The 22,074-nt window shown below is 72.8% G+C and carries 17 protein-coding genes; 12 read left to right on the top strand and 5 right to left on the bottom strand.

Going from position 1 to position 22,074, the window contains the following annotated elements; translation table 11 throughout:
* Positions 1 to 193 precede the first annotated feature (193 nt).
* Entirely contained in the window at positions 194 to 1,267 is a 1,074-nt protein-coding gene (locus PUR53_RS12015; protein ID WP_329908289.1) for a LacI family DNA-binding transcriptional regulator, read from the bottom strand.
* 250 nt (positions 1,268 to 1,517) lie between these two features.
* On the opposite strand from PUR53_RS12015, the gene PUR53_RS12010 reads away from it, so the two are divergent.
* The 6 genes from PUR53_RS12010 (at position 1,518) to PUR53_RS11985 (ending at position 9,696) form a co-directional block, all read left to right on the top strand.
* Complete coding sequence (locus PUR53_RS12010; RefSeq protein WP_329908287.1) at positions 1,518 to 4,880, top strand: alpha-L-rhamnosidase-related protein; 3,363 nt, start codon at positions 1,518 to 1,520, stop codon at positions 4,878 to 4,880.
* A gap of 225 nt (positions 4,881 to 5,105) precedes the next feature.
* On the top strand, positions 5,106 to 5,615 hold the full coding sequence (locus tag PUR53_RS12005) for an RNA polymerase sigma factor (RefSeq protein ID WP_329895294.1): 510 nt from the start codon (positions 5,106 to 5,108) through the stop codon (positions 5,613 to 5,615).
* The gene (locus PUR53_RS12000) at positions 5,612 to 6,433 is read left to right on the top strand and encodes a zf-HC2 domain-containing protein (RefSeq protein ID WP_329895276.1); all 822 of its coding nucleotides are present in this window, start codon (positions 5,612 to 5,614) and stop codon (positions 6,431 to 6,433) included. The genes PUR53_RS12005 and PUR53_RS12000 overlap by 4 nt, the downstream gene beginning before the upstream one ends.
* A gap of 100 nt (positions 6,434 to 6,533) precedes the next feature.
* Positions 6,534 to 7,400, top strand: a complete 867-nt coding sequence (locus PUR53_RS11995) for an ATP-binding cassette domain-containing protein (protein WP_329895277.1) — start codon at positions 6,534 to 6,536, stop codon at positions 7,398 to 7,400.
* Complete coding sequence (locus PUR53_RS11990) at positions 7,397 to 8,935, top strand: ABC transporter permease (RefSeq protein ID WP_329908286.1); 1,539 nt, start codon at positions 7,397 to 7,399, stop codon at positions 8,933 to 8,935. Before PUR53_RS11995 ends, PUR53_RS11990 begins: the two co-directional genes overlap by 4 nt.
* Positions 8,932 to 9,696, top strand: a complete 765-nt coding sequence (locus PUR53_RS11985) for an ABC transporter (RefSeq protein WP_329908285.1) — start codon at positions 8,932 to 8,934, stop codon at positions 9,694 to 9,696. The genes PUR53_RS11990 and PUR53_RS11985 overlap by 4 nt, the downstream gene beginning before the upstream one ends.
* Here PUR53_RS11985 and PUR53_RS11980 read toward each other — a convergent pair.
* Positions 9,681 to 10,316 carry a TetR/AcrR family transcriptional regulator gene (locus PUR53_RS11980; RefSeq protein ID WP_329908284.1) on the bottom strand — a complete coding sequence of 212 codons (636 nt, stop codon included), beginning with the start codon at positions 10,314 to 10,316 and terminating at the stop codon, positions 9,681 to 9,683. The genes PUR53_RS11985 and PUR53_RS11980 overlap by 16 nt on opposite strands.
* Positions 10,317 to 10,424: 108 nt before the next feature.
* Here PUR53_RS11980 and PUR53_RS11975 point away from each other — a divergent pair, with 108 nt between their 5' ends.
* The 4 genes from PUR53_RS11975 to PUR53_RS11960 all read left to right on the top strand — a co-directional run bounded on the left by PUR53_RS11975 (position 10,425) and on the right by PUR53_RS11960 (position 13,993).
* Positions 10,425 to 10,814 (top strand): VOC family protein, encoded by a 390-nt coding sequence (locus tag PUR53_RS11975; RefSeq protein ID WP_329895281.1) that lies wholly within the window; start codon positions 10,425 to 10,427, stop codon positions 10,812 to 10,814.
* Positions 10,815 to 10,859: 45 nt separating this feature from the next.
* Complete coding sequence (locus PUR53_RS11970) at positions 10,860 to 11,471, top strand: dihydrofolate reductase family protein (protein WP_329895282.1); 612 nt, start codon at positions 10,860 to 10,862, stop codon at positions 11,469 to 11,471.
* 253 nt (positions 11,472 to 11,724) lie between these two features.
* Positions 11,725 to 12,648, top strand: coding sequence for an alpha/beta hydrolase (locus tag PUR53_RS11965; RefSeq protein WP_329895283.1), 924 nt, complete (start codon positions 11,725 to 11,727; stop codon positions 12,646 to 12,648).
* 121 nt (positions 12,649 to 12,769) lie between these two features.
* Complete coding sequence (locus tag PUR53_RS11960; protein WP_329895284.1) at positions 12,770 to 13,993, top strand: glycoside hydrolase family 88 protein; 1,224 nt, start codon at positions 12,770 to 12,772, stop codon at positions 13,991 to 13,993.
* A 122-nt stretch (positions 13,994 to 14,115) separates the two neighbouring features.
* Here the strand turns inward: PUR53_RS11960 and PUR53_RS11955 are convergent, their stop codons facing one another.
* The 3 genes from PUR53_RS11955 to PUR53_RS11945 form a co-directional block, all read right to left on the bottom strand.
* Positions 14,116 to 15,381 (bottom strand): alginate lyase family protein, encoded by a 1,266-nt coding sequence (locus tag PUR53_RS11955; RefSeq protein WP_329908283.1) that lies wholly within the window; start codon positions 15,379 to 15,381, stop codon positions 14,116 to 14,118.
* The gene (locus PUR53_RS11950) at positions 15,378 to 17,105 is read right to left on the bottom strand and encodes a glycosyl hydrolase family 28-related protein (protein WP_329908282.1); all 1,728 of its coding nucleotides are present in this window, start codon (positions 17,103 to 17,105) and stop codon (positions 15,378 to 15,380) included. The genes PUR53_RS11955 and PUR53_RS11950 overlap by 4 nt, the downstream gene beginning before the upstream one ends.
* A gap of 138 nt (positions 17,106 to 17,243) precedes the next feature.
* Complete coding sequence (locus tag PUR53_RS11945) at positions 17,244 to 18,167, bottom strand: PfkB family carbohydrate kinase (RefSeq protein WP_329895287.1); 924 nt, start codon at positions 18,165 to 18,167, stop codon at positions 17,244 to 17,246.
* A gap of 502 nt (positions 18,168 to 18,669) precedes the next feature.
* Here PUR53_RS11945 and PUR53_RS11940 point away from each other — a divergent pair.
* Both PUR53_RS11940 and PUR53_RS11935 read left to right on the top strand, forming a co-directional pair.
* Positions 18,670 to 21,060 carry a SpoIIE family protein phosphatase gene (locus tag PUR53_RS11940; RefSeq protein ID WP_329895288.1) on the top strand — a complete coding sequence of 797 codons (2,391 nt, stop codon included), beginning with the start codon at positions 18,670 to 18,672 and terminating at the stop codon, positions 21,058 to 21,060.
* A gap of 144 nt (positions 21,061 to 21,204) precedes the next feature.
* The coding region (locus PUR53_RS11935) for an S-(hydroxymethyl)mycothiol dehydrogenase (RefSeq protein ID WP_329908281.1) at positions 21,205 to 22,074 on the top strand (870 nt) is incomplete at its 3' end.

Raw genomic sequence — 22,074 nt, 5'->3', positions numbered from 1 at the left:
CCATCGCACCACGCCCGTTTCCATCGCACCACGGACGCATGCAGCGGGCGAAGTGACAGCTCCGGCCGTCCCCCGGGTGAGGCGGGGCAGCTGCCGCCCGCTTCGAGCCCGGGCCCCGACCTCTGCGCCGTCCATCTACCGCCGTGGAACGATCCACGTTTCACCCGACTCACCGCTACGGCTACGGCTACGGCTACGGCCTCGGCAGCCGCAGCGGCCCACCCCGCGCCGCGCCCGTGCTGCCCCGCGCGACCAGATGCGGGGTCGACGCCGTCACGACCGCGCGGTCGCGTCGTCCGTCGACGCGTTCCAGCAGCAGTCGGGCCGCCGTCTCGCCCATCAGCGCGCCCGCCTGATCGACGCTGGTGAGGCTCACCGGTGCCAGCGCGGCGACCGACGTGTTGTTGTACCCGGCGAGCGACAGGTCCTCGGGGATGCGCGCACCCAGCTCCGCGGCGGCCCGGTAGACGCCGGTCGCGGCGACGTCCGCGCCGGCGAAGATCGCGGTGGGCGGGCGCGCGGAGGTGAGCAGTTCCCGCGCACCCCGGTAGCCGCCCTCGTCCGAGTAGCCGGAGTGCACGATCCGGGCCAGGTCCGCCAGCCCGTGCCGGGCCATCGCCGCTTGGTAGGCGGCGCGGACGTGGTGCTCGGGCCGCTGCTCCCACTGGGTGCCGCGCACCGTCGGATGCGACAGGTGGGCGATGTCCCGGTGCCCGAGGCCGACGAGGTGGTCCATGACCAGGTCGACGCCCGTGCCGTCCTGGTTGACCACGCAGTCGTACGCCGGCGACGGGTCGTGGTGGCCGATCACCACCGTCGGCACCTCGGCCGCGATGCGCACCACCTCCGAGCGCCGGACGGCGGGCGCGATCAGGATCAGGCCGTCCATCCGCCGGTCCACCATCGCGTGGATCAGCCGGGTCTGCTCCTCCTTCTCGGACTTCTCCGACGAGCCGCTGGAGCCGAGGAACAGCGCGTACTCGGTGTCCCGCAGCACCGCGTTCACCCCGTCCAGGAGATCGGCGTAGAACGCGTTGCGGATGCTCGCGAGGAGCACGCCGATCGTGTACGTACGACCCCGCATCCCCCGCGCGGCGGCGTGCGGGCGGTAGTTCAGCTCGGTCATCGCCGTCCGCACCCGCTCACGCATCGCCGGGCTCACTCCGTAGGCGTTGTTGAGCACTTTCGACACGGCCGAGGTGGACACCCCGGCGCTGCGCGCGACGTCGGCGATCGTGACTCGCTTCGAGCCGCCGGTTGATTGCACTGGGGTTCCTACCTCCATCGTCACGCACCGCTCCGCCTCGGCGGCGTTTCGGAACGTTACTCGCAGAGTCCTTGACGATCCGGCCCCCCTCGCCTCAATCTTTGGGCGTTCCCCGTGTGGCACGTTTTACGAATGAGCCGCATGCGACCCCGGATTGAATCGATTCAATCCGAGCCGCCGCACCGCACCGCCGCACACCACACAGCCCCGCCCCTAGCCCGCCCCTCAGTCATCGCCAGGAGAGCCGCCCATGCCCGACATCACCCGCCGGTCCACCCTGCGCTCGGCCATAGCCGTGGCCCTCGCTCCCACCCTGGGCTCCCTCGTGCTGCCGGGGCTCGCGGCCACGGCGTCCGCCGCCGTCTCCTGGACCGCGAAGTGGATCTGGGCCCCGACCAGTTCCACCAACCAGTGGGTGGCCTTCCGCAGATCGTTCACCCTCGCCGCGGCACCGGCGAACGCGGTCACCCGGATCGCGGCGGACTCGAAGTACTGGCTGTGGGTCAACGGCACCCTGGTGGTCTTCGAGGGCGGGCTCAAGCGTGGCCCCAACCGCACGGACACCTACTACGACGAGATCGACCTCGCCCCGTACCTGAGGAGCGGCAGCAACACCGTGGCGCTGCTGGTCTGGTACTTCGGCAAGCAGGGCTTCTCGCACAACAGCAGCGGCAAGGGCGGGCTGCTCTTCCAGTCGGACATCGAGGTCGGCGCGAACACCACCCGGCTGGTCAGCGACACCGGCTGGAAGCACCGGGTTCATCCTGGTTACTCGCACAACACCAGCGGTACGCAGGTCAACTTCCGGTTGCCCGAGTCCAATGTGCACTACGACGCCCGCGCCGCAGCCGTCATGTCGGGCTGGCGCTCGCCCGGGTTCGACGACGGCGCCTGGACCGCGCCGACCGATTTCGGCGCCGCGGGCGCCGCGCCCTGGAACGGTCTCGTCGAGCGCCCGATCCCGCAGTTCCGCTACTCCGGTCTGAGGACGTACGCCAACGCCTCGTCGCTGCCGACCTCGGGGCGCGGGTCCACCCCGATCTCGGCCACACTGCCGTCGAACATCCAGGTGACCCCGTTCCTGAAGGTCGACGCACCGGCCGGCGCCGTGATCGGCATCCAGACCGACCACTATGACGACGGCGCGGGCCTCACCGGGATCGAGCCCGGGACGCAGTACAACATGCGCGCCACCTACGTCTGCGTCGGCGGTGTGCAGGAGTTCGAGTCGCTGGGGTGGATGAGCGGGACGGCGGTGCGGTACACGATTCCCGCCGACGTGACGATCCTGGAGCTGAAGTACCGGGAGTCGGGCTACGACACCGACTTCGCGGGGTCGTTCAGCAGCAGCGACGCCTTCCTGGACACGTTGTGGACCAAGGCGGCCCGCACGATGTACGTCAACATGCGCGACAACTACATGGACTGTCCCACGCGTGAGCGCGCCCAGTGGTGGGGGGACGTGGTCAACCAGCTCAAGGAGGGCTTCTACACCTTCGACACCCGGTCCCACGCCCTCGGCAAGAAGGCCATCGCCCAGCTCGCCGCCTGGCAGAAGTCCGGCGGCCAGCTTTACTCGCCGGTCCCCACGACGATCTGGACCGCCGAACTGCCGGTCCAGATGCTGGCGTCGGTGTGGTCCTTCTGGACGTACTACCTCTACACCGGCGACGAGGCCGCCGTCACCGTCGCCTACCCGGCGGTCAAGAAGTACCTCGACCTGTGGACCCTGGACGGCGACGGCCTGGTCAACCACCGGGCGGGCGACTGGGACTGGGAGGACTGGGGCTCGAACATCGACGCCCGCGTCCTCGACAACTGCTGGTACTACCTGGCCCTGGACACCGCCGCCAAGCTCGCCGACCTCAGCGGCAACACCGGCGACGTGGCGGGCTGGAAGTCCCGGCGCGACAGCGTCAAGGCCAACTTCGACCGCGTCCTGTGGAACGCGTCGAGAAACGAGTACCGGTCACCCGGCTACACCGGTGACACCGACGACCGTGGCAACGGACTCGCCGTCGTCGCCGGACTGGCCCCCGCCTCCCGGTACAAGGCCATCACCGAGGTGCTGCGCACGCACCTCAACGCCAGCCCCTACATGGAGTTCTACGTCCTCGAGGCGCTCTACCTCATGGGCGCGGCCACGGTCGCCGAGGAGCGGATGCGCAACCGCTTCGCCGCCCAGGTCACCGACCCCGCCTGCCACACCCTGTGGGAGCTGTGGGACAAGGCCGCCGGCACCGACAACCACGCCTGGAACGGCGGCCCCCTGTACGCCCTGTCCGCCTACGCCGCGGGCGTCCGCCCCACCGCACCGGGCTGGAGCACGTACGAGGTCGTCCCGCAGACCGGCACCCTGACGAAGATCAACACCGTCGTGCCCACGGGCAAGGGCGACACCCGCTTCGGGATCACCCGCGACGGCACCAAGGTGACGCTGACGCTCACCTCGCCCGGCGGCACGACCGCCCGGGTGGGCGTGCCCACGTACGGCGGCGCGCAGCCCGTCGTCAAGGCGGGCGACACCACGGTCTTCAGCGGCGGTTCCGCCACCGGCGCCGTCACCGGGCTGACCTACGACGGCAAGGACGCCTCGTACGTCTACTTCCTGCTCCAGCCGGGCGCGTGGACGTTCACCGTCACCGGAGCGGGCCGGCTCGACAACCTCGCCCTCGCCAAGCCCGTCACCAGCAACAACAGCCTGGAGAACGGTGAATGGGGCCGGAACCGGCTCACCGACGGCAAGCTCACCAGCGTCAGCGGCGCCCGGGGCTACACCAGCAACGACTTCCCCTCCGCCGACATCAGCGCCGACCCCGTCTGGGTCGAGGTCGACCTCGGCGCCGACACCGACCTCGACGCCGTACGCCTCTTCCCCCGCACCGACACCCCGGCCGCCGGCGGCGGCACGGCCGGCTTCCCGGTCGACTTCACCCTCCAGACCCGGCCCGACGGATCGAGCACCTACACCACCGTCCGCACCGTCACCGGACAGGCCAACCCCGACGGCCGCGTCCAGACGTACGGCTTCAGGACCACGACCGCCCGGTACGTGCGGCTGCGGGCCACGCGGCTCGGCGCCCCCGCCACGGACGAGTCCGCCAAGTACCGCCTCCAGCTCGCCGAACTCACCGTGCCCACCGCCGCGACCACCGTCACCGGCAACTGCACGCTGGAGAACGGCGACTGGGGCAAGACCCGGGTGCTCGACGGCACCCTCACCAGCGCGACCGGCGCCAAGGGCTTCACCAGCATCGACTTCGCCTCCGCCGATGTCAGTGACACGCCCGTGTGGATCGAGGTCGACCTCGGCGCCGACCGGGCCATCGGCAGCGTCACCCTCCACCCGCGCACGGACACCGCCGGCGCGGGCGGCGGGACGGCGGGCTTCCCGGTCGACTTCACGCTTCAGACCCGCCTCGACGGCGCCACCTCCTACACCACCGCCCGCACCGTCACCGGCGAACCGAACCCGAACGGAGCCGCCCAGACCTACACCCTCACCTCCGCCACCGGCCGCTACCTCCGGCTGAGGGTCACCAGGCTCGGCAGGCCCGCCACCGACGAGTCCGCCAAGCACCGCCTGCAGCTCGCGGAGGTCCGCGTCGGCTGACGGATCCGCCCCCGGCGCCGAAGGGCTCCCCACGAGGACGTCTCGTACATCGCGTACGTCGCGTGTATCGCGTACATCGCGTACGTCTCGTGCGGGAGCCCTTCGCCGTGGTCGACTCCCCGTCCGGAGAACCTTGTTCGTCGCGGCGTGAACCGTTCGGGGCGTCCCATCCGATGAGGGGGTGTGAGCGAATTGAAACGGGGGAGTCCGGGCGACGCCGAGCTGATGCGGGCGGTCGCGGACGGGGACCGCCGCGCCTTCGAAGAGCTGTACCGGCGCTACGCGCCCTGGCTCGTGCTGCGGCTGCGCGGGCGGTGCGCCGATCCGGTGCTGGTCGACGACGTCGTCCAGGAGACGTTCCTCGACGTGTGGCGGGGAGCCGCCCGCTACCACCGGGAAGGCGACGTGGCCGGCTGGCTGTGGCGCATCGGATCGCGGCGCCTGGTGGACGCGCTGCGGGGGGACGGGGCCCGGGGCCGACTGCGCCAGGTGCTCGCCCGGCTGCGGCAGCGCGACGAGGCGTCGGCCGAGGAACAGGTGCTGTCCCGGGTGCAGCACGGCGACCTGGCGGGCTCGCTGGCCGGGCTCTCGCCGGAACTGCGGGCGGTCCTCCAGGCCACGGTGATCGACGGCCTGACGACACGTGAGGCGGCGGTCCTGCTCGGCATTCCCCCGGGCACGGTCAAGACCCGGGCCATGCGCGCCCGGAAGCAACTGCGGGAGGGCCTGACATGAGCTGGCACGCCGACGACGGGGACCTGCGCGAGTACGCCCACGGAACCCTGGCGGCCCCCCGGCTGTGGTCCGTCGAGACCCACCTCGCCGCCTGCGCCGACTGCCGGGCCGCGCTCTCGGCCCATGTCCCGACCGCCGAGACCGACGCGGGCTGGGCCCGGCTGGACGCCGCCCTGGACGCGCCGAGGCCCGGACCCGTCGAGTCGTTCCTGATCCGTCTGGGCGTGGCCGACCACACCGCGCGGCTGCTCGCCGCGACCCCGGTGCTGCGCCGCTCCTGGCTCGGCGCCGTGGTGCTCACACTCCTGCTCGCCGTCGGCGTGGGCGTGGCGGCGTCACCGCTGATGCTCCTGGCCACCGCCCCGCTGCTGCCGCTGGCGGGGGTGGCGGTCTCCTTCGGGCCGCGGCTCGACCCGACGTACGAGACGGCCGTGGTCGCGCCGACGCACACTTTCCGGCTGCTGATGGTGCGGACGGTCGCAGTGCTGGCGACGACGACGGCGCTGAGCGCGCTGGCGAGTCTGGCCCTGCCGTCGTACGGCCTGGCGGCGCTCGGCTGGCTGCTGCCGGCGCTCGCGCTGACGTCGACGGGCGTCGCGTTGACGGCCCGGCTGGGGCCCGTCCTCGCGCCGGCCCTCGTCGGCACCGGCTGGACCGCCCTGGTGGTGCTGAGCCGACTGCTGGCGTCCGGGACACCGCTGCCCTTCACCGCGAAGGGCCAGGGCGCGGCGGCGGCCGTCGCGGTGCTGGCGTCGGTGCTGCTGGTGGCGGCCCGGGACCGCTTCGACAGCGGCCGCGCCCTCGGCCGGTCCCTCTGACCTTGTGGCCGCTCCCTCTGATCTTTCGGCCGGTCCCTCCGACCTCTCGGCCGCTCCCTCTGACCTTCTCGATCCCCCGATTCACAGCCAGGAGGCTGTCATGACACCACCCACGGTCTCGGCCGCCGGGCTGACCCTGAGCCATCGCGGTACGAGAGCGGTGGACGACGTCACGCTGCGACTCACCGAGGGCGTGACGGGGCTGCTCGGGCCGAACGGCGCGGGCAAGACGACGCTGCTGCGGATCCTGGCGACGGCGACACCCCCCGACCACGGCGCCTTCACCGTCCTCGGGCACGATCCGAGCACGGTCCGCGGCCGGCAGGACACGCGGAGGAACCTGGGCTATCTCCCGCAGAATCCGGGCTTCCACCCGGACTTCACCGCCTTCGAGTTCATCGACTACGTGGCGATCCTCAAGGAACTGACCGACCGGCGCGCCCGGCACGCCGAGGCCCGTCGGGTCCTCGACGCGGTCGGTCTCGCGAACGAGCGCGGCAAGCGGATACGGCGGCTCTCCGGCGGCATGCGACAGCGTGTCGCCCTCGCGGCGGCCCTGGTCGGCGACCCCGGCTTCCTGGTCCTCGACGAACCCACGGTCGGCCTTGACCCCGAACAGCGCATGCGGTTCCGGGAGTTGATCGCCGAGGCCGGCGAGGGCCGGACGGTACTGCTGTCGACGCACCAGACCGAGGACGTGGCGATGCTCTGCCACCGGGTGGTGGTGATGGACAAGGGACGCGTCCGGTTCGACGGCACGGCCGTCGGGCTGACGGCGGTGGCGGACGGCCGGGTGTGGCACAGCGGGGAACGGCAGCCGGGTGCCCGAGCCGGATGGCGCACCGGGACGGGCGAGTTCCGCAACGTCGGGGACCCGCCCGCGGGCGCCCGGCTGGTCGAACCGACGCTGGAGGACGGCTATCTGCTGGCACTCGGCGGCGACCCGGTCGCGGAGGTGGCGGCATGACGGCCGCGACCGGGAGCCGTACGGCCGAGTCGCAGCCGAAGCCGTATCCGATACGGGTCCGGAGCGAGCGGCGGGCCATGCTCGCGCTCGCCCGGGCGGAGGCGCGGCGTCTGCTGCTGCACCCCCTCGTGCTGGTCGCCCTGGTGGCGTACCTGGCACTCGTGCTGTGGCCCGGCGGTGAGCCGGAGGACGCCTATCCGGTTCTCCAGGACGTCGACCGCGAGACCCAGCTGGGACAGCTGCTGCTGGGGCTGGCGGTGATGGTCGCGGTGAACCTGGCGGTGCTCCGCTCCCACCGGCGGGGCACGGACGCGACCTTCACCGTGCTGGTCCTGCCGCCGTGGCGCCGCACGGTCGCCCATGTGCTCTCCGCGCTGCCGACGGTCCTGCTGGGGGCGCTGATCGTGGCCGGACAGTTCACGGCCGCCGCGCTGAAGCCCGGGGCGGTGGGCCGGGGTTCGGTGTCCGAGCTGGTGACCGGCCCGCTGCTCATCCTCCTGCCCGCCGCCCTCGGAGTGCTGCTCGCCCGGGTCGCACGGTCGGCGTTCGTGGCCCCGCTGGCCGTGATCGCCTTCGTGGCGGTGTCCATGGTCTTCGTCGCCGACTCGCGCAGCCCGGCCTGGCTGCGGGGCATGACCCCCGTGCTGTTCGACGAGGGCGCCAGGCCGCTGCCGTCCGACCTGCTGGGCAGGCCCGCGGCGGAACACGCGCTGTACCTGCTGGCGCTCGCGGTGCTGGTGACGGCCGGCGCGGTGCTGCTGAGCGGCGGCCGGACGCGCGCGGTACGGGCGACGGCCCTGGGCGCGCTCGGCGTCGTCGTGGCGGCTGTCGTCCTCCAGGGCATGGCGCCCTCGGACGCGGTGCGCGCGGCGCGGGAGGCGGCGACCCGGGACCCGGCGAAACTGCAGGACTGCGAGCGGCGGGGGATCACGACGTACTGCGCCTTCCCCGAGTTCACTCCCTGGACCGACGAGTGGGCCCGGGTCACGGACCGGGTGCGGACGCTGGCCGGCGAACCGGACGCGTCCCGGGCGCTGACCGTACGGCAGAAGGTCGCCGCCCTCGACGGGCCGTCGGGCACCACGGAGGTTCAGCCCGCCGCGCCCGGTGAGGTGACGGCCACCACGGCGTGGGGCGGTGAACGGGAACTGGAGTTCGCGGCGAGTGTCGCCCGGGGCCTCGTCGTGGGGCACGAGCGCTACGAGGGGGCGTACTGCGATGCGCGGGGCGTGCTGATGGTGTGGCTGGCGGTCCGCGCCACCCGGGACGGCGAGGCCATGTTCGACAGGACCGGCGACGACTTCAACAGCCCCGGCGTGATCCAGGCCCCGGCCACCGCCGTGGCCCTGCGGAGCCGTGAACTCGCCGTCGTCCAGGCGCTGTTCGCCCGGCCCGGGGGAGAGGTGGAGCGCAAGGTGAAGGCGTCCTGGGCGGAGCTGTCGGCCTCCGGTACGACCACCGACCGCGCGGCGGCCCTGCTGGGTGTCACCGCTCCGACCGAGACCGCCGACGACCGGGAGTACCAGTGCGCGTGACGGGAGTGTCCGTACGCGTACCGGGACCGTCGGTGCGCGAGGGACGGCGGCATCCGGTGGGCGCGGTGGTCACGGCGCTGGTGCGGCCCACGGCGCGGTCGCTGCCGTGGACGACGATGGCCGCCGGCTGGGCCCTCGGGCTGGCCGTCGCCGCCGTACCGGCGCTGTTCTCCATGGACCTCCCGGCGGAGGTGCTGGTCACCGTGGTGCGGGCGGCCGCGCTGTGCGGGGCGGTGGGCACGGCCTTCGTCCTGGACGACCCGGCCCGGCACACCACCGGCGTCCCTCCCGTGCCGCGTCCGCTCCGCCAGGCGCTGCGTGCGGCCGTCGTGGCGCCGGCGGTCGTGGCGTGGTGGGCGGCGGTGCTGGCCGTCGTACGGGCCGGTGCCGACCCCGCGCGGCGGGCCGCGCTGCCGTCGGGCGCGGTGACCGTCGAGGCCGGCGCACTGTGCGCGCTGGCGCTCGCCCTGGCCGCGGCGACGGTGCGGTTCAGCCAGGTGCGCGTACCGGGGCCCGCCGTGGCCGGCGCCGTACTGGCGCTCCCGATCACGGCCGGGGTCCTGCTCCCGCCCCGCTTCGCTCTCTTCGTGCCTCCGAGCGACCCTCACTGGGACGACGCCCATGTGCGGTGGGCCGCAGTCCTCGTCACGGCCCTCGTCGCCTGGCTGCTGTGCGGGCCGGAGCCGCGCCGCCGACGGCGGGGGCCGCGTCGGCGCGGGCCGGGCCCGGGCCCGGGAGGGGGTGCTCAGGCCACGGCATAGTGCCCGAGGGCCGGTTCCAGGAGCTCGAAGGCGTCGGTGGCTTCGTCCGCGACGACGGCGGCGATCTCGTCGTTCGTGCGGCCGGCGAGGGTCAGCTCCTGGATGCGGCGGAACAGGACGCGGTGCACCGCCGTGAGGAGGGCCGCGGCGGTGTGCGCGGTGATGTCGTCGGGGGCGGAGCCGGTGGCCTCGGCGAGGGCGGCGGCGAGTGCCTCCTCGCGCCGGTCGTGCAGGGTGCGCAGGCAGACCGAGAGGGTCGGGCTGTCATGGATCATCCGGGAGAAGTCCGGGCCGGCGAAGCCGATGACCGGGTCCTGGGCGGCGACGCCGGCCGCGAAGGTACGGCGCAGCGCCCCGAGGGCGGACTCGCCGGCGGAGCGGGCGGCCACGGCCTCGGCCAGGCCCGCGACGAAGGCGTCCTGATGGTCGAGGGCCAAGTCCTCCTTGCGCGGGAAGTAGTTGGTCACGGTCTTCTTTGCGACGCGGGCGGCGGTGGCGATCTCCGCGATGGTCGTCTCCTCGAAGCCCTGTGCCATGAAGAGCCGAGTGGCGTGGTCGGAGATCAGCTGCCGGGTCTCGCGCTTCTTGTACTCGCGCAGTCCTGTGCTCTCGATGCTCATGGAGAAATCTTACCCCGGTAGTAAAAATATGTTGACGACATTCATGCGTCCCATGTAATTTTACATCCGACGTAAGATTTTCGGCATTGCCCACTCGAAAGGAACCGCGTGCAGATCACCGCCTCCACCGTCTCCCTCACCGTCGACGACGTGGCCGCCTCCCGTTCGTTCTTCACCACCCACCTTGGCTACGAGGAGCGCATGGCGGCGGACGGCTTCTCCTCGCTGAGCCGTGTCGACGCCGCGGCCGACATCGTCCTGTTGCGCCGCGGCACGGAGATCCTGCCGACCGATCAGCGCGATCGGCACGCCGGCGGGCTCATCCTCGCGTTCACCCTCGACTCGGGCATCGCACGCGAAGAGGACAGGCTCCGGGCCGCGGGCGTCGACATCACCCTGCCGCTGCGTGAGGAGCCGTGGGGCGAACGCCTCTTCCAGATCACCGACCCCAACGGTGTGATCGTCCAGTTCGTGGAATGGACCGCCCCCACGACGTGACCCCGGCCCCCGCCTCCACGACGACCACTCCACGAAGGGCCCCTCATGCGCGAGCTCGTGTACTACATCGCCTCCAGCCTCGACGGCTTCATCGCCGGACCGGACGGCGCGGACCCCACCGGCCCCGACGGCTTCTGGCCGGTCGCACCGGACTACGTCCGGCACCTGGCCACCACGTACCCCGAGACCCTGCCCGCCGGGGCCCGCGAGGCACTGGGTGTCACGGCCGAGGGCACCCATTTCGACACCGTCCTCGAAGGTCGCAAGAGCTACGAGATCGGTCTGGCGGCCGGAGTCCCGGACGCCTATCCGCATCTGCGTCACCTCGTCTTCTCGCGGACGCTCACCGAGGCGCCCGCCCCGGCCGTGGAACTCGTCGCCGACGATCCGGTGGCGAGGGTCCGTGAGCTCAAGCGGGAGGACGGCAAGGACATCTGGCTGCTCGGCGGAGCCCAACTGGCGGGCGCCCTCTACCCGGAGATCGACCGGCTGATCGTCAAGCTCAGCCCCCTCACCCTCGGCGCCGGCATAGCGCTGTTCTCCCGAGGCGCGGCCTTCGACCCCCGCCGCTGGCAGCTCACCGATCACACCGCGCTGGAGAGCGGCGTTCTCTTCCTCACCTATCACCGCGCCCCCGATTCCGGGGCGCGGGCATGAAGGCCGTGCCGTGTGGTCGACGCCGCTCGACGGAACGCGGGCGCGACGTGCATCCGGCGGAAGCCGTACTTGTCGACGGGCCGGCCGACGCGTACCGGCGGCGGGACCGCCCATCGCCGGTCCGGACATCTCCTGACGCCGCGTTCACCCGGCCGCGGTGGCGCGGGTGCGGACACCGGCGGGACGGGAGACCCTGGCCTCGGCCGACGGCCCGCACCTGCCTGCCGACGCCGAGGCGCCGAGGAGAACGACCATGACCGGACCGGCCGACGAACCCGCGCATCAGGTACGCGCGATCACCCTGGACGCGGCGGGGCTGCCGCTCTCCGCGCTGGTCGGCGAGCCGCCCGGCGGCTCCCCGCGCGCCGTCGTGGTCGCGGTGCACGGCGGCGGCATGAACGCGGGCTACTTCGACTGCCGGGCCCACCCCCAGCAGTCGCTGCTGACGCTGGGGGCGAGCCTCGGCCACACCGTCCTGGCCGTGGACCGGCCTGGCTACCGGAACTCCGCCGCCCGGCTCCCCGAGGGGCAGGGGCTGGCGGAGCAGGCCGTGTCGCTACGCGCGGCGCTGCGCGACTTCACCGCCCACCACGACACGGGCGCCGGACTGTTCCTGCTCGCCCACTCCTACGGCGGCAAAGTGGCCCTCACCGCCGCCGCCGACCCCGGCCTGCCGCACCTGCTGGGGATCGACATCTCGGGCTGCGGCCATCTGTACGCCGTCGAGCCGCACGAGCTGCCCACCGCCTCCGACGGCGGCCGCCTGCGCAGGAGCTGGGGGCCGCTGAGCCTCTATCCCTCGGGCACCTTCCGGGAGAGCGGCTCGATCGTCGAGCCCGTGCCCGCCCTGGAACGGGCCGAACTGGCCCGCTGGCCGCTGCTCTTCCGCTCCACCGCGCCCCGCGTCCGCGTGCCGGTACGGCTGACCTTCGCCGAGCACGAGTCCTGGTGGCGCCATGACGACGAGGCGCTCACCGATCTCGCCGCGCACTTCACGGCCGCCCCGCGCGTGAGCGTCGAACGTCAACCGGGGGCCGGACACAACATCAGCCTCGGACGGGCCGCCCGCGCCTACCATCTGCGCGCGCTCGCGTTCCTCGAGGACTGCCTGGTGGCCCGCGAGACGACCCCCTCGCCCCGACCCGTGCAGCCCCTGCGGTCCACCGTGGCCTCCTGACGCGATCCGCACTGTTCGTATTCACACTCATGAACATTGCTCATGTAGGTGTACTTCACCGGAGTCCCTGTGCAACGCTCGGTCAACTCCTTTCTCCCGCTGCACAGTTGGAGGCCCGGACATGAGTGTTTCCCGACGGGGTGTGCTGACCACGGCTGCCGGAGCCGCACTGGTGGGCTCCACGGCGACGGCAACGGCTGCCGACGGAGGCCGGAGCCCCCTGCCCGACCCCCACACGCTCCGCGAGGCCGCCGACTTCGCCGTCGACAGGATCCGCACGGTCGCGCCCCGGGTGACCGCCTTTCCGGTCGGGACGAAGTTCGAGAAGTGGGTCTACTCGCAGAACGGCGACTGGGTCGGCGGCTTCTGGCCGGGCACGCTGTGGATGGCGTGGCTGCACACCGGGGACGACGCCTTCCGCTCCTGGGCCCAGGCGTCGGCGGAGAAGCTGGCGCCCCGGCAGCACGACACGGGCACCCACGACCTCGGCTTCCTCTTCTACCCGTCGTGGGTCACCGCCTGGCGGCTTACCGGCGACGAGAAATGGCGGACCGGTGCCGTGCGGGCCGCCGACTCGCTGATCCAGCGGTACAACCCGCGCGGCCGGTTCATCCGCGCCTGGGGCGCGCTGACCGAACCGAGGAACGCGGGCCGGGTCATCATCGACACGATGATGAACCTCGACCTGCTCGCCTTCGCGAGCCGGCAGACCGGCGACCCGAAGTACCTGGACATCGCCGTCGAGCACACGAGGACCACGCAGCGGGTGTTCCCGCGCCCGGACGGCTCCACCCCGCACGTGTTCGACTTCGACCCGGACACCGGCGCACCCATCGGCCCCAACACCGTGCAGGGCTACAGCCCCACCTCGTGCTGGGCCCGAGGGCAGGCATGGGGACTGTACGGATTCACCACGATGTACCGCCGGACCGGCGACGGGGAGTTCCTCGCCACCGCACGCAGGCTCGCGGACTACGCGGTGCGGTCCCTCACCCCGGACCACGTTCCGGTGTGGGACTACCGGGCGCCACAGCGACCCCATGACATCAAGGACGCGTCGGCCGGCGCGATCACCGCCTGCGGACTGCTCGACCTGGCCGCCGCCACCGGCGCACGCGCGTACCGCGACGTCGCGCTGCGCCTCCTCGGCGCGCTGGCGAGGACCTGCCTGACCAGGGAATCGACCCGCGCGGAGGCGGTCGTGGCCCGCTGCACCCGCCACCGGCCCAACGAGGACGGCATCGAGATCTCCCTCCCGTACGCCGACTACTACCTGCTCGAAGGCATCCTGCGCGTGCTGCGCCCGCGCGCCGTCGACCGGGCGATCGACCTGTCCACGGCCTGAACGCCACCACGCCCCACCGACCCGCCGCGCCACCGGCCCACCGACCCGCCCGACCCACCCGTCGAGCACGTTCGGGTGGACGGCTCGGGCCCGCGTTGCGGTCGGCCGCCCGGTCTGGCCGGTCAGCCCGTGATGGCGTCCAGTTGCTCCGCCGCCGGTCGCAGGGCCCACAGATCGCCACCCGGTGGCGCCTGCAGCGACGGAACCGCCCGCCGGGCCCGCCGATCACCCGCGTCGGCCGCCGCGTGCACGACGTCGGTCGCCGCGTACCGGAGGAAGCCGAGCTCCGGATGCGGCCAGTCGGCGGCGCCGGTCGCGGCGGGCAACAGATAACGCACCGCCGCGAACAGGCTCTGCCCGTCCGGGCCCCGGTACGCCCACAGGTCCACGCCGACGTGCCGGCCGATCGCCGCGAGCCGGGTGTGCGCGACCAGGGCGAAGGTCGAGTAGTGCCAACTCCGGGTTCGGGCGAGCTCCTGGGGCTGGCTGCCGTCGGCCTCGATCTGCGGCACGACGCGCCTGCGCCCGGCCTCCAGGACCGTGCGGCGGGCCAGGGCCCGGTCGCCGGTCGCGAGGGCGAGGGCGGCGAGCTGCATGTCGTAGAAGGTGCCGTGGTTGTTGGTGGCGGCAGCCTCCTGTCTGCCGAAGTCGCTGTTCCTGAGCCAGCCGAGGAAGTCGGTGTTCCACTTCTTCATGCCGGCCCGGTCGGTCCCGGTCCAGCCGGGTGCGCCGGTGTCCAGCAGGGCGAGAGCGTCCAGGACGGCGGTGAAGGACTGCGAGAAGTCGATGATGCCGATGGCGCGGCCGTCGTACCGGCACGGGATGAACTGCGCGTGGTCGAGGTTCGGGTTCATCCTCGTGGCCGGGTCGAGGAACCAGGTGCGCAGGACCTGCCCGGCCTTCTGGGCGTACCGCCGCTCGCCGGTGTAGTACCAGGCGAGGGAGAGGTCATAGACGGAGTCGAAGACCTTCTCGACGTCCTGGCGGTCGGTGCCGGTGTCCACCTCGGGGTTGCGCTCGCCGTCGCGCTGCTCGTACGGGCAGCCCCATGGATTCTCGGCGGTCGGGGGCCGCGTCGGCCACCAGTACGGAGCCTGGCTGAGATAGTCGTGGACGTCGCCGCCGGGCCCGGGCCTGGGTTTGTCGACGACGGTCCAGGGTCCCTGGTCGAGCCAGTCGTCCGCGCGCACCCGCAGTGCCGCGAGGGCCCGCCGCAGGTGGGGGTCGCCCCGGTCCAGGCGCGCTTTCGCCCACTGCAGCCGTACCCCGTCCAGGACGGTGGTACGGGCCCGGGGCGCCATCGGCGTCGGGGAGGCGGGGACCGTTCCCGAGGTGAGCAGGGCGACGAGGAGAGCGAGGAGAACACCCAGGCGGGTTCGGGCCCTCATGACTCCACCCCGTTCACGTGCGTGAACGAAGGCATGTGCGCGCGCTGGGCCTCGTGCAGGTTCCGGGGGCGTAGGGCGTGCGGGCTGCCGTACAGCTCCAGACGCGCGTGCAGATCACCCGTGAGATCGGGGACGTCGATCTGGTCGAACTCCCTGACCTCGTCGATGCCGACGGTGGCGGAGTACGGCGCCAGACCGTCGATCCGCACCATCCCCGCGCGGGCGTTGGTGACACGGATGTTCCAGTGGGTGAAGCGGGCACCGAACAGGGGGCCCGCACTGGCGTCGCCGCCGTGCCGGCCGTCGTTGTTCACGGTGATGTCGGTGCGGACGTTGGCGAAGGGCAGTCCGCGGTGGCTGTCGAAGGTGCCCGTCCGCATGTCGCCGCGCGACCACACGTTGTACGAGGACAGCCCTTCCACGTTGATGCCGTGCAGTTGGGTGCCGACGGGTGCGGGGCTGGTGCGCTCCTCGATCGTGAAGTCCTCGACGAGGTTGTCGTGCGAGCCCTCGCGGCAGAAGTAGGGGTGGTGGGAGCCGCGGCCGGTGACACGTGTCCGTCGCAGGGTGCACGCGGAGGCGGACACGAGACCGAAGCCGTTGTCGACGTGGCGGACCGTCACGTCGTCCACCCAGCAGTCGTACGCGCACTGGAGCACCACCCCGTTGTGGCCCCTGTCCAGCAGATGCGGTCGCTGGGGAGTCTCCGCCGCCTCCAGCGTCAGGCCCTCGACCCCCGAGCCGGTCAACTCCGGCACGTGCGTGGTCAGTTGCGGGTTCCACTCCGGTCGGACGTCGAGCGGCAGCGGACGTTCGAGGGTGACCTTCCGGCCCCGGACCCGGGTGATGCGGACGGGCCACTCGTAGGGCACGTACGACGTCAGTTTGGTCTTGTCGTCCCAGACGTAGGTCTCCGGCCCCGGGCCGCCACCGCACATGTGCTCCAGCAGGGTGTGGTCCGCGTCGTCGGCGAGTCGCAGCAGCACCAGGGCGCCGGGACGCAGCGACGACGCGTCCGTCACCGTGATCGTCCAGCTGCCCAGCCGGGCCGGGGCGACCGCCGTGAGCGGGCGCCACTCGTCGCGCCGGTTGCCCGTCCAGCCCTCGTAGGGCCACGCCTTCGCCCTGATCGCCGCGACGAGGGACTCCCAACGGGCCCTGGGCGCAAGCCAGATCAGGCCGCCCGCCCACGACCACCCCGACTTGTCACCCCCGTAGCGGGAGCCGTAGGCCCCGATCAACTCCGTGAGGTGCTTCGTCGCGTACAGAGTCGTACGACCGCTTCCGGCGCCCCTGAGGACCACGTGCGACCGGTCCAGACGGATCACGTCGTCGATCCGGAACGTGCCGGACGGGACGGTGACCGTGCCGCCGCCGGCCCGGCCGGCGGCGGCGATCGCGCGGTTGATCGCGGGGGCGCAGTCGGTCGTGCCGTCCGCCACCGCGCCGAAGTCGCGTACGTCGGCGACGACCGGCCGACGGGGCGGGCGCGCGGCCCCACCGTGGCAGCCCGCGCGGCCGATGTACGGAATCTGCGGGTGTGTGAACGGGGTGCGCCTGAACTCCCGCCACAGAGGCGGGGTCGCGGCCGGTCCGGACCCCGCTCCGGCCGCGGCGGCGGTACCGGCACCGGCCGCCACGGCGACGGCGCTCCCCAGCAGGACCCGCCTGGTCATGCTCATGTCATTACGGCCGCCGTCGGCGGCCCCGTGTGCGTCTCTCATGTCCGTTCGCCCTTCCCATGGTTCTTCATGGATGTGAACGACGTTCATATGTGCGCTGAGCGGTGAGCATGCCACGCCGCTCCTGAGGGCGAAAGAGTCGGCGCGCTGTTTATCGGCTGCCGGGCAGGCCGGTGCGGCTCACCCGCCCCGCATCCACGCCCGGGTCCCGAACGACGCGCACGCCCGCGAGGCCACCGCCGCCGCCTCGCCCAGGGCCTCGACGAACCCGCGCGACGTCAGCCCGTCCTGCCCCGCGAGGCCATGGGCGAGGGCCCCGTGCAGGACGTCACCCGCACCCAGCGTGTCCACCACCCGGACGGCGGGAACGGCCACCGTGCCCCCGCCGTCCGGACCCGCCCAGACCAGCGGCCGCCCGCCCCGGCTGACCGCCGTCCGGACGACCCCGTGGTCCCGCAGGAACCGCAGGGTGTCGGCGGGTGCTCTCCCCGGCGCGTCCGTACCGGGCGGGTCGAAGTCCTCCGAGCAGACGGCCACGTCGATCGACGGCAACAGCCTCTCCGTACCGGCCTTCCAGCTCCCGCCGTCGAGCACGGTCCGACGACCGGCCGCCCGCGCCACCCGGGCCGCGGCCACGGCCAGCTCCATGTGGTGGCCGTCGAACTCCACGACGTCGCACTCCGCCACCAACGCGTCGAGGTCGTCCGGCGGGTCGAGCCGGTGGCCCCGCGCGTTGGTCGAGGCGACGGCCCGGTCGCCGCTCGACGCGGTCACCAGCACCGACGACACGGCCGGCGGCTCGACCGAGTCGGCCGCCAGGTCCACCACGGTCACGCCCAGCCGGTCCAGATCCGCCGCGACGGCGACCCCCAGCGGATGGCGGCCGATCGCGGTGAGCAGCGTGGCCGTACCGCCCAGATGGGCGAAGGTCACCGCCGCGTTCGCCGCCGGGCCGCCCGCGGCCACGAGCTGCTCACGAGCCGTCAGCTTCTCGTTCGGCCCCGGCACCCGGTCGACGAGCTGGACGACGTCCAGGGTGCACAACCCGACGAACAGCCCCCGACGACGCCCCCGCACACCCGCCGCCGAGCCCAGTGACTCCATCGAGGTGCCCCTCTCCGCCCCAGAACCGATGAACGCCGAACTGCCGGGGCTGCGGCTGCCGCAGCCGGCACGGCGACCGCCAGTCGTCCCGCGCGATCGGCGGCCTCGATCCCCGCAGGGCGGACGGTACGCCCACCGGGGGAAGCACTGCCGCCGTTCGGCCCGGGTGATGGTCCGGGAGGCCGTGCCGCGGACGCGACCGGCTCACGTCCCACAGCCGAACCGTGAAGTCGGCTCCGCCGGTGGCCGGTCGGCGTACGTCGGGCCGACCTCCCACCGGCAGGAGAGGCACGTGCCGGGCATGGCGGCCACGGCGTCCGGACGAGGTGTGAAACCGGGCGCCCACGAGGCAGGCGACGTGGCAGGGTAGGGGCTCGGGTGTTCCGGGTGGTCACGCGCCGTGCCCGGCGTGCCCGGCGCACAATGAAGCTGGAAGCAGTGCCCCGCAGTCGATCTGTGAGCCCATGGACCACGGCTTTAGGTCGTACGGAGAGAAGGAACGATGGGCGAGCACGGTGTCGCCACGGCCGCGGTCGACGCCAGGGGACTGGTGACCGCGTGGAGTGCCGGCGCGCGACGAGTGCTCGGCTACGAGCACGGCGAGGTGCTCGGCCGACCCGCGGCCGACCTGCTGGCCCGGGCCCTGCCCGCCCCGGCGCGGAGCCGTCTCACCGAACCGGCCGACTGGCGCGGCCCCGTGCACGCACGGCACCGGGACGGCCACGACGTGGAACTGGAGCTGGAGGCGCACCCCCTGCTGGACTCCGCCGGCCGGACCCAGTGGTTCCTGACGGCCACGGTGCCGGAGCCCGCCGCGCGACTGCGCCGATGGGCCCTGGACCAGCTCCCCGTCCCGATCGCGCTCTTCGACCAGGACGGGTTCGCGGTGTCCGCGAACTCCGCGATGGAGGCGGTGATGGGCAGGTCGCAGCAGGACCTCCTCGGCCGGCGCGTGGGGGTGTCCGCCGACGGACAGCGCCGACTGCCGGGCTTCGAGGGGCTCGACGACGCGGTGCGGCGGGTGCTGCGAACGGGTGAGCCGATGCCGTTCGAGGCCTGGCTCCGCGCGCCGGGCGAGACGCACGAACACGCGTGGCTGGTCTCCCTCAGCCCACTGAAAGACGCCTCCGGTGACGTACGGGGCATGTGCCTGGCGGCGATCGACAGCACGGAGCAGTTCCTGGCCCGCCGACGCCTGAGCATGCTCAACGAGTCCAGCAACCGGATCGGCTCCACCCTCGACGTGACCCGTACCGCCGAGGAACTCGCCGAGGTGTGCACGGACCATCTCGCCGACTTCGTCATCGTGGACCTGCTGGACTCGGTGCTCGCCGGCGAGGAGGCCGCCCCCTCGCCCGAGTCCGCCCCCCTGGTCTTCCGCCGCGCCGCCCACCGGTCCGTGCTGGAGGGCTGCCCCGAGGCCGTCGTCCCGGTCGGCAGCAGGCACTCCTACGACGAGGGGTCGCCGTCGGGCCGCGCGCTGGCCACCGGCCGTGCCCTGCTGTACGAGGTCGACGACGTCACCGGGCTGCGGTGGTCGGGGGGCTCACCGGAGCGGGCCCGCAGCATCGAGGTCCACGGCATCCACTCGATCATGGCCGTACCCCTGCGCGCCCGCGGCCTCACCCTCGGCCTGTCGATCCTCTCCCGCCACCGCACCGCCGAGCCCTTCGGCGAGGACGACCTGCTGCTGGCCGAGGAACTCGCCGCCCGCGCCGCCGTCTGCGTCGACAACGCCCGCCGCTACACCCGCGAGCGTGCCATCGCCCTGGAACTGCAACGTAGCCTCCTGCCCCACCGCGCGCCCCGGCAGGCCGCCGTCGAGGTCGCCTCCCGCTACCAGCCGGCCAGCACCCGCGCCGGCATCGGGGGCGACTGGTTCGACGTCATCCCGCTGTCCGGCGCCCGCGTGGGGCTGGTCGTGGGCGATGTCGTCGGCCACGGCGTCCAGGCGTCCGCCACCATGGGCCGGCTCCGGACGGCCGTACGCACCCTGGCCGACGTCGACCTCGCCCCGGACGAACTGCTCACCCAGCTCGACGACATCGTGCTCCGGCTGGACTCCGAGCGGACGGCGGACGAGGCCGAGGACGCGGAGAGCCCCGGCGAGATCGGGGCCACCTGTCTGTACGCCGTGTACGACCCCGTCGCGCGCCGCTGCTCCATGGCCCGGGCCGGCCACCCGCCACCGGCCCTGATCGCCCCGGACGGCGAGGCGGCCTTCCTCGACCTGCCGATCGGGCCGCCGCTTGGCGTGGGCGGGCTGCCGTTCGAGACCGCGGAGTTCGACGTCCCCGAGGGCAGCGTGTTCGCCCTCTACACCGACGGCCTCGTCCAGGCGGCCGGACGCGACCTCGACGACGGACTCGACCGGCTGCGCCAGGCCCTCTGCGGCGCGGGCCGTCCGCTGGAGGAGACCTGCGACGGGGTCCTGGGGAGCCTGCTGACGGACCGCCCCGTCGACGACGTCGCCCTGCTGCTGGCCCGGACCCGGGCCCTGGACGCGGACCGGGTCGCCGTCTGGGACGTTCCCGCCGACCCCGCCTTCGTGGGGCAAGCCCGCAAACTGGCCTGCGACCAGCTCGCCGCCTGGCAGTTGGAGGAACTCACCTTCGTCACGGAGCTCGTCGTCAGCGAGCTGGTCACCAACGCCATCCGCTACGGCGGCTCCCCGATCCAGCTGCGGCTGATCCGTGAGGCCACCCTCATCTGCGAGGTCTCGGACTCCAGCGCCACCGCTCCGCACATGCGCCGGGCCCGCGCCTTCGACGAGGGCGGCCGGGGCCTGCTGCTCGTCGCACAGCTCACCCAGCGCTGGGGCAGCCGCCACACCCGCGCGGGCAAGACCATCTGGGCCGAGCAGCCCCTCCCCGACCAGGAGCGGACGACCTAGGGGGTGTCGCGCCGGAGCGGCGCCGACGGCCGTGGGACTTCTTGACCCCCGGTCGACCCTCCACGATGCTGTGTTGCGGTACGCGCTATGCGTATCGCATTGAGGAACGTCAGACTCAGGTCTCGTACCAGCCGAGGAGTGGTCATGGCTCACCAGGTCCGTGCTGTCGTCGCCCGGGGCAAGGGCGCCCCCGTCAGCCTGGAAACGATCGTCGTGCCGGACCCCGGCCCCGGTGAGACGCTGGTGAAGGTGCAGGCGTGCGGGGTCTGCCACACCGACCTGCACTACCGGGAGGGCGGGATCAGCGACGACTTCCCCTTCCTGCTGGGCCATGAGGCGGCCGGCGTGGTGGAGGCGGTGGGGGAGGGCGTCACGGACGTCGCCCCCGGTGACTTCGTCATCCTCAACTGGCGTGCCGTGTGCGGTAGTTGCCGGGCATGTCGGCGTGGCCGGCCCTGGTACTGCTTCGCCACCCACAACGCGACGCAGAAGATGACGCTCGCCTCGACCGGTCAGGAGCTGTCGCCGGCCCTCGGTATCGGCGCCTTCGCGGAGAAGACCCTCGTCGCCGCCGGTCAGTGCACCAAGGTCGACCCGGCCGCCGCCCCGGCTGTCGCCGGACTGCTGGGCTGCGGGGTGATGGCGGGCATCGGCGCCGCGATCAACACCGGGAACGTCGGCCGGGGCGACACGGTCGCCGTCATCGGCTGCGGTGGGGTCGGGGCCGCGGCGGTCCTAGGATCCGAGCTGGCGGGCGCGGCGAAGATCATCGCGGTGGACATCGACGACCGGAAGCTGGCCACCGCCAAGAGCATCGGTGCCACCCACACGGTCAACTCCAAGGAGACCGACCCCGTCGAGGCGATCCGAGAACTGACCGGTGGCTTCGGCGCCGACGTCGTCATCGAGGCGGTCGGCCGCCCGGAGACGTACAAGCAGGCCTTCTACGCCCGTGATCTGGCCGGGACGGTCGTTCTCGTCGGTGTCCCCACTCCGGAGATGAAGCTCGAACTG

The sequence above is a fragment of the Streptomyces sp. SP18BB07 genome, from assembly GCF_036322545.1.
GTDB classification, from domain to species: Bacteria; Actinomycetota; Actinomycetes; order Streptomycetales; family Streptomycetaceae; genus Streptomyces; species Streptomyces deccanensis.
Note: the sequence above shows the minus strand (reverse complement) of the source record. Positions and strands in the feature narration are given on the sequence as shown.

Bases quoted from the DNA above. Each gene is read 5' to 3' on its own strand.
- PUR53_RS11950 (WP_329908282.1), bottom strand. From the start codon at position 17,105: ATGAGAGACGCACACGGGGCCGCCGACGGCGGCCGTAATGACATGAGC.
- PUR53_RS11960 (WP_329895284.1), top strand. From the start codon at position 12,770: ATGAGTGTTTCCCGACGGGGTGTGCTGACCACGGCTGCCGGAGCCGCA.
- PUR53_RS11995 (WP_329895277.1), top strand. From the start codon at position 6,534: ATGACACCACCCACGGTCTCGGCCGCCGGGCTGACCCTGAGCCATCGC.
- PUR53_RS12005 (WP_329895294.1), top strand. From the start codon at position 5,106: ATGCGGGCGGTCGCGGACGGGGACCGCCGCGCCTTCGAAGAGCTGTAC.
- PUR53_RS11940 (WP_329895288.1), top strand. From the start codon at position 18,670: ATGGGCGAGCACGGTGTCGCCACGGCCGCGGTCGACGCCAGGGGACTG.
- PUR53_RS11955 (WP_329908283.1), bottom strand. From the start codon at position 15,381: ATGAGGGCCCGAACCCGCCTGGGTGTTCTCCTCGCTCTCCTCGTCGCC.
- PUR53_RS11965 (WP_329895283.1), top strand. From the start codon at position 11,725: ATGACCGGACCGGCCGACGAACCCGCGCATCAGGTACGCGCGATCACC.
- PUR53_RS12000 (WP_329895276.1), top strand. From the start codon at position 5,612: ATGAGCTGGCACGCCGACGACGGGGACCTGCGCGAGTACGCCCACGGA.
- PUR53_RS12010 (WP_329908287.1), top strand. From the start codon at position 1,518: ATGCCCGACATCACCCGCCGGTCCACCCTGCGCTCGGCCATAGCCGTG.
- PUR53_RS11990 (WP_329908286.1), top strand. From the start codon at position 7,397: ATGACGGCCGCGACCGGGAGCCGTACGGCCGAGTCGCAGCCGAAGCCG.
- PUR53_RS11980 (WP_329908284.1), bottom strand. From the start codon at position 10,316: ATGAGCATCGAGAGCACAGGACTGCGCGAGTACAAGAAGCGCGAGACC.
- PUR53_RS11945 (WP_329895287.1), bottom strand. From the start codon at position 18,167: ATGGAGTCACTGGGCTCGGCGGCGGGTGTGCGGGGGCGTCGTCGGGGG.
- PUR53_RS11970 (WP_329895282.1), top strand. From the start codon at position 10,860: ATGCGCGAGCTCGTGTACTACATCGCCTCCAGCCTCGACGGCTTCATC.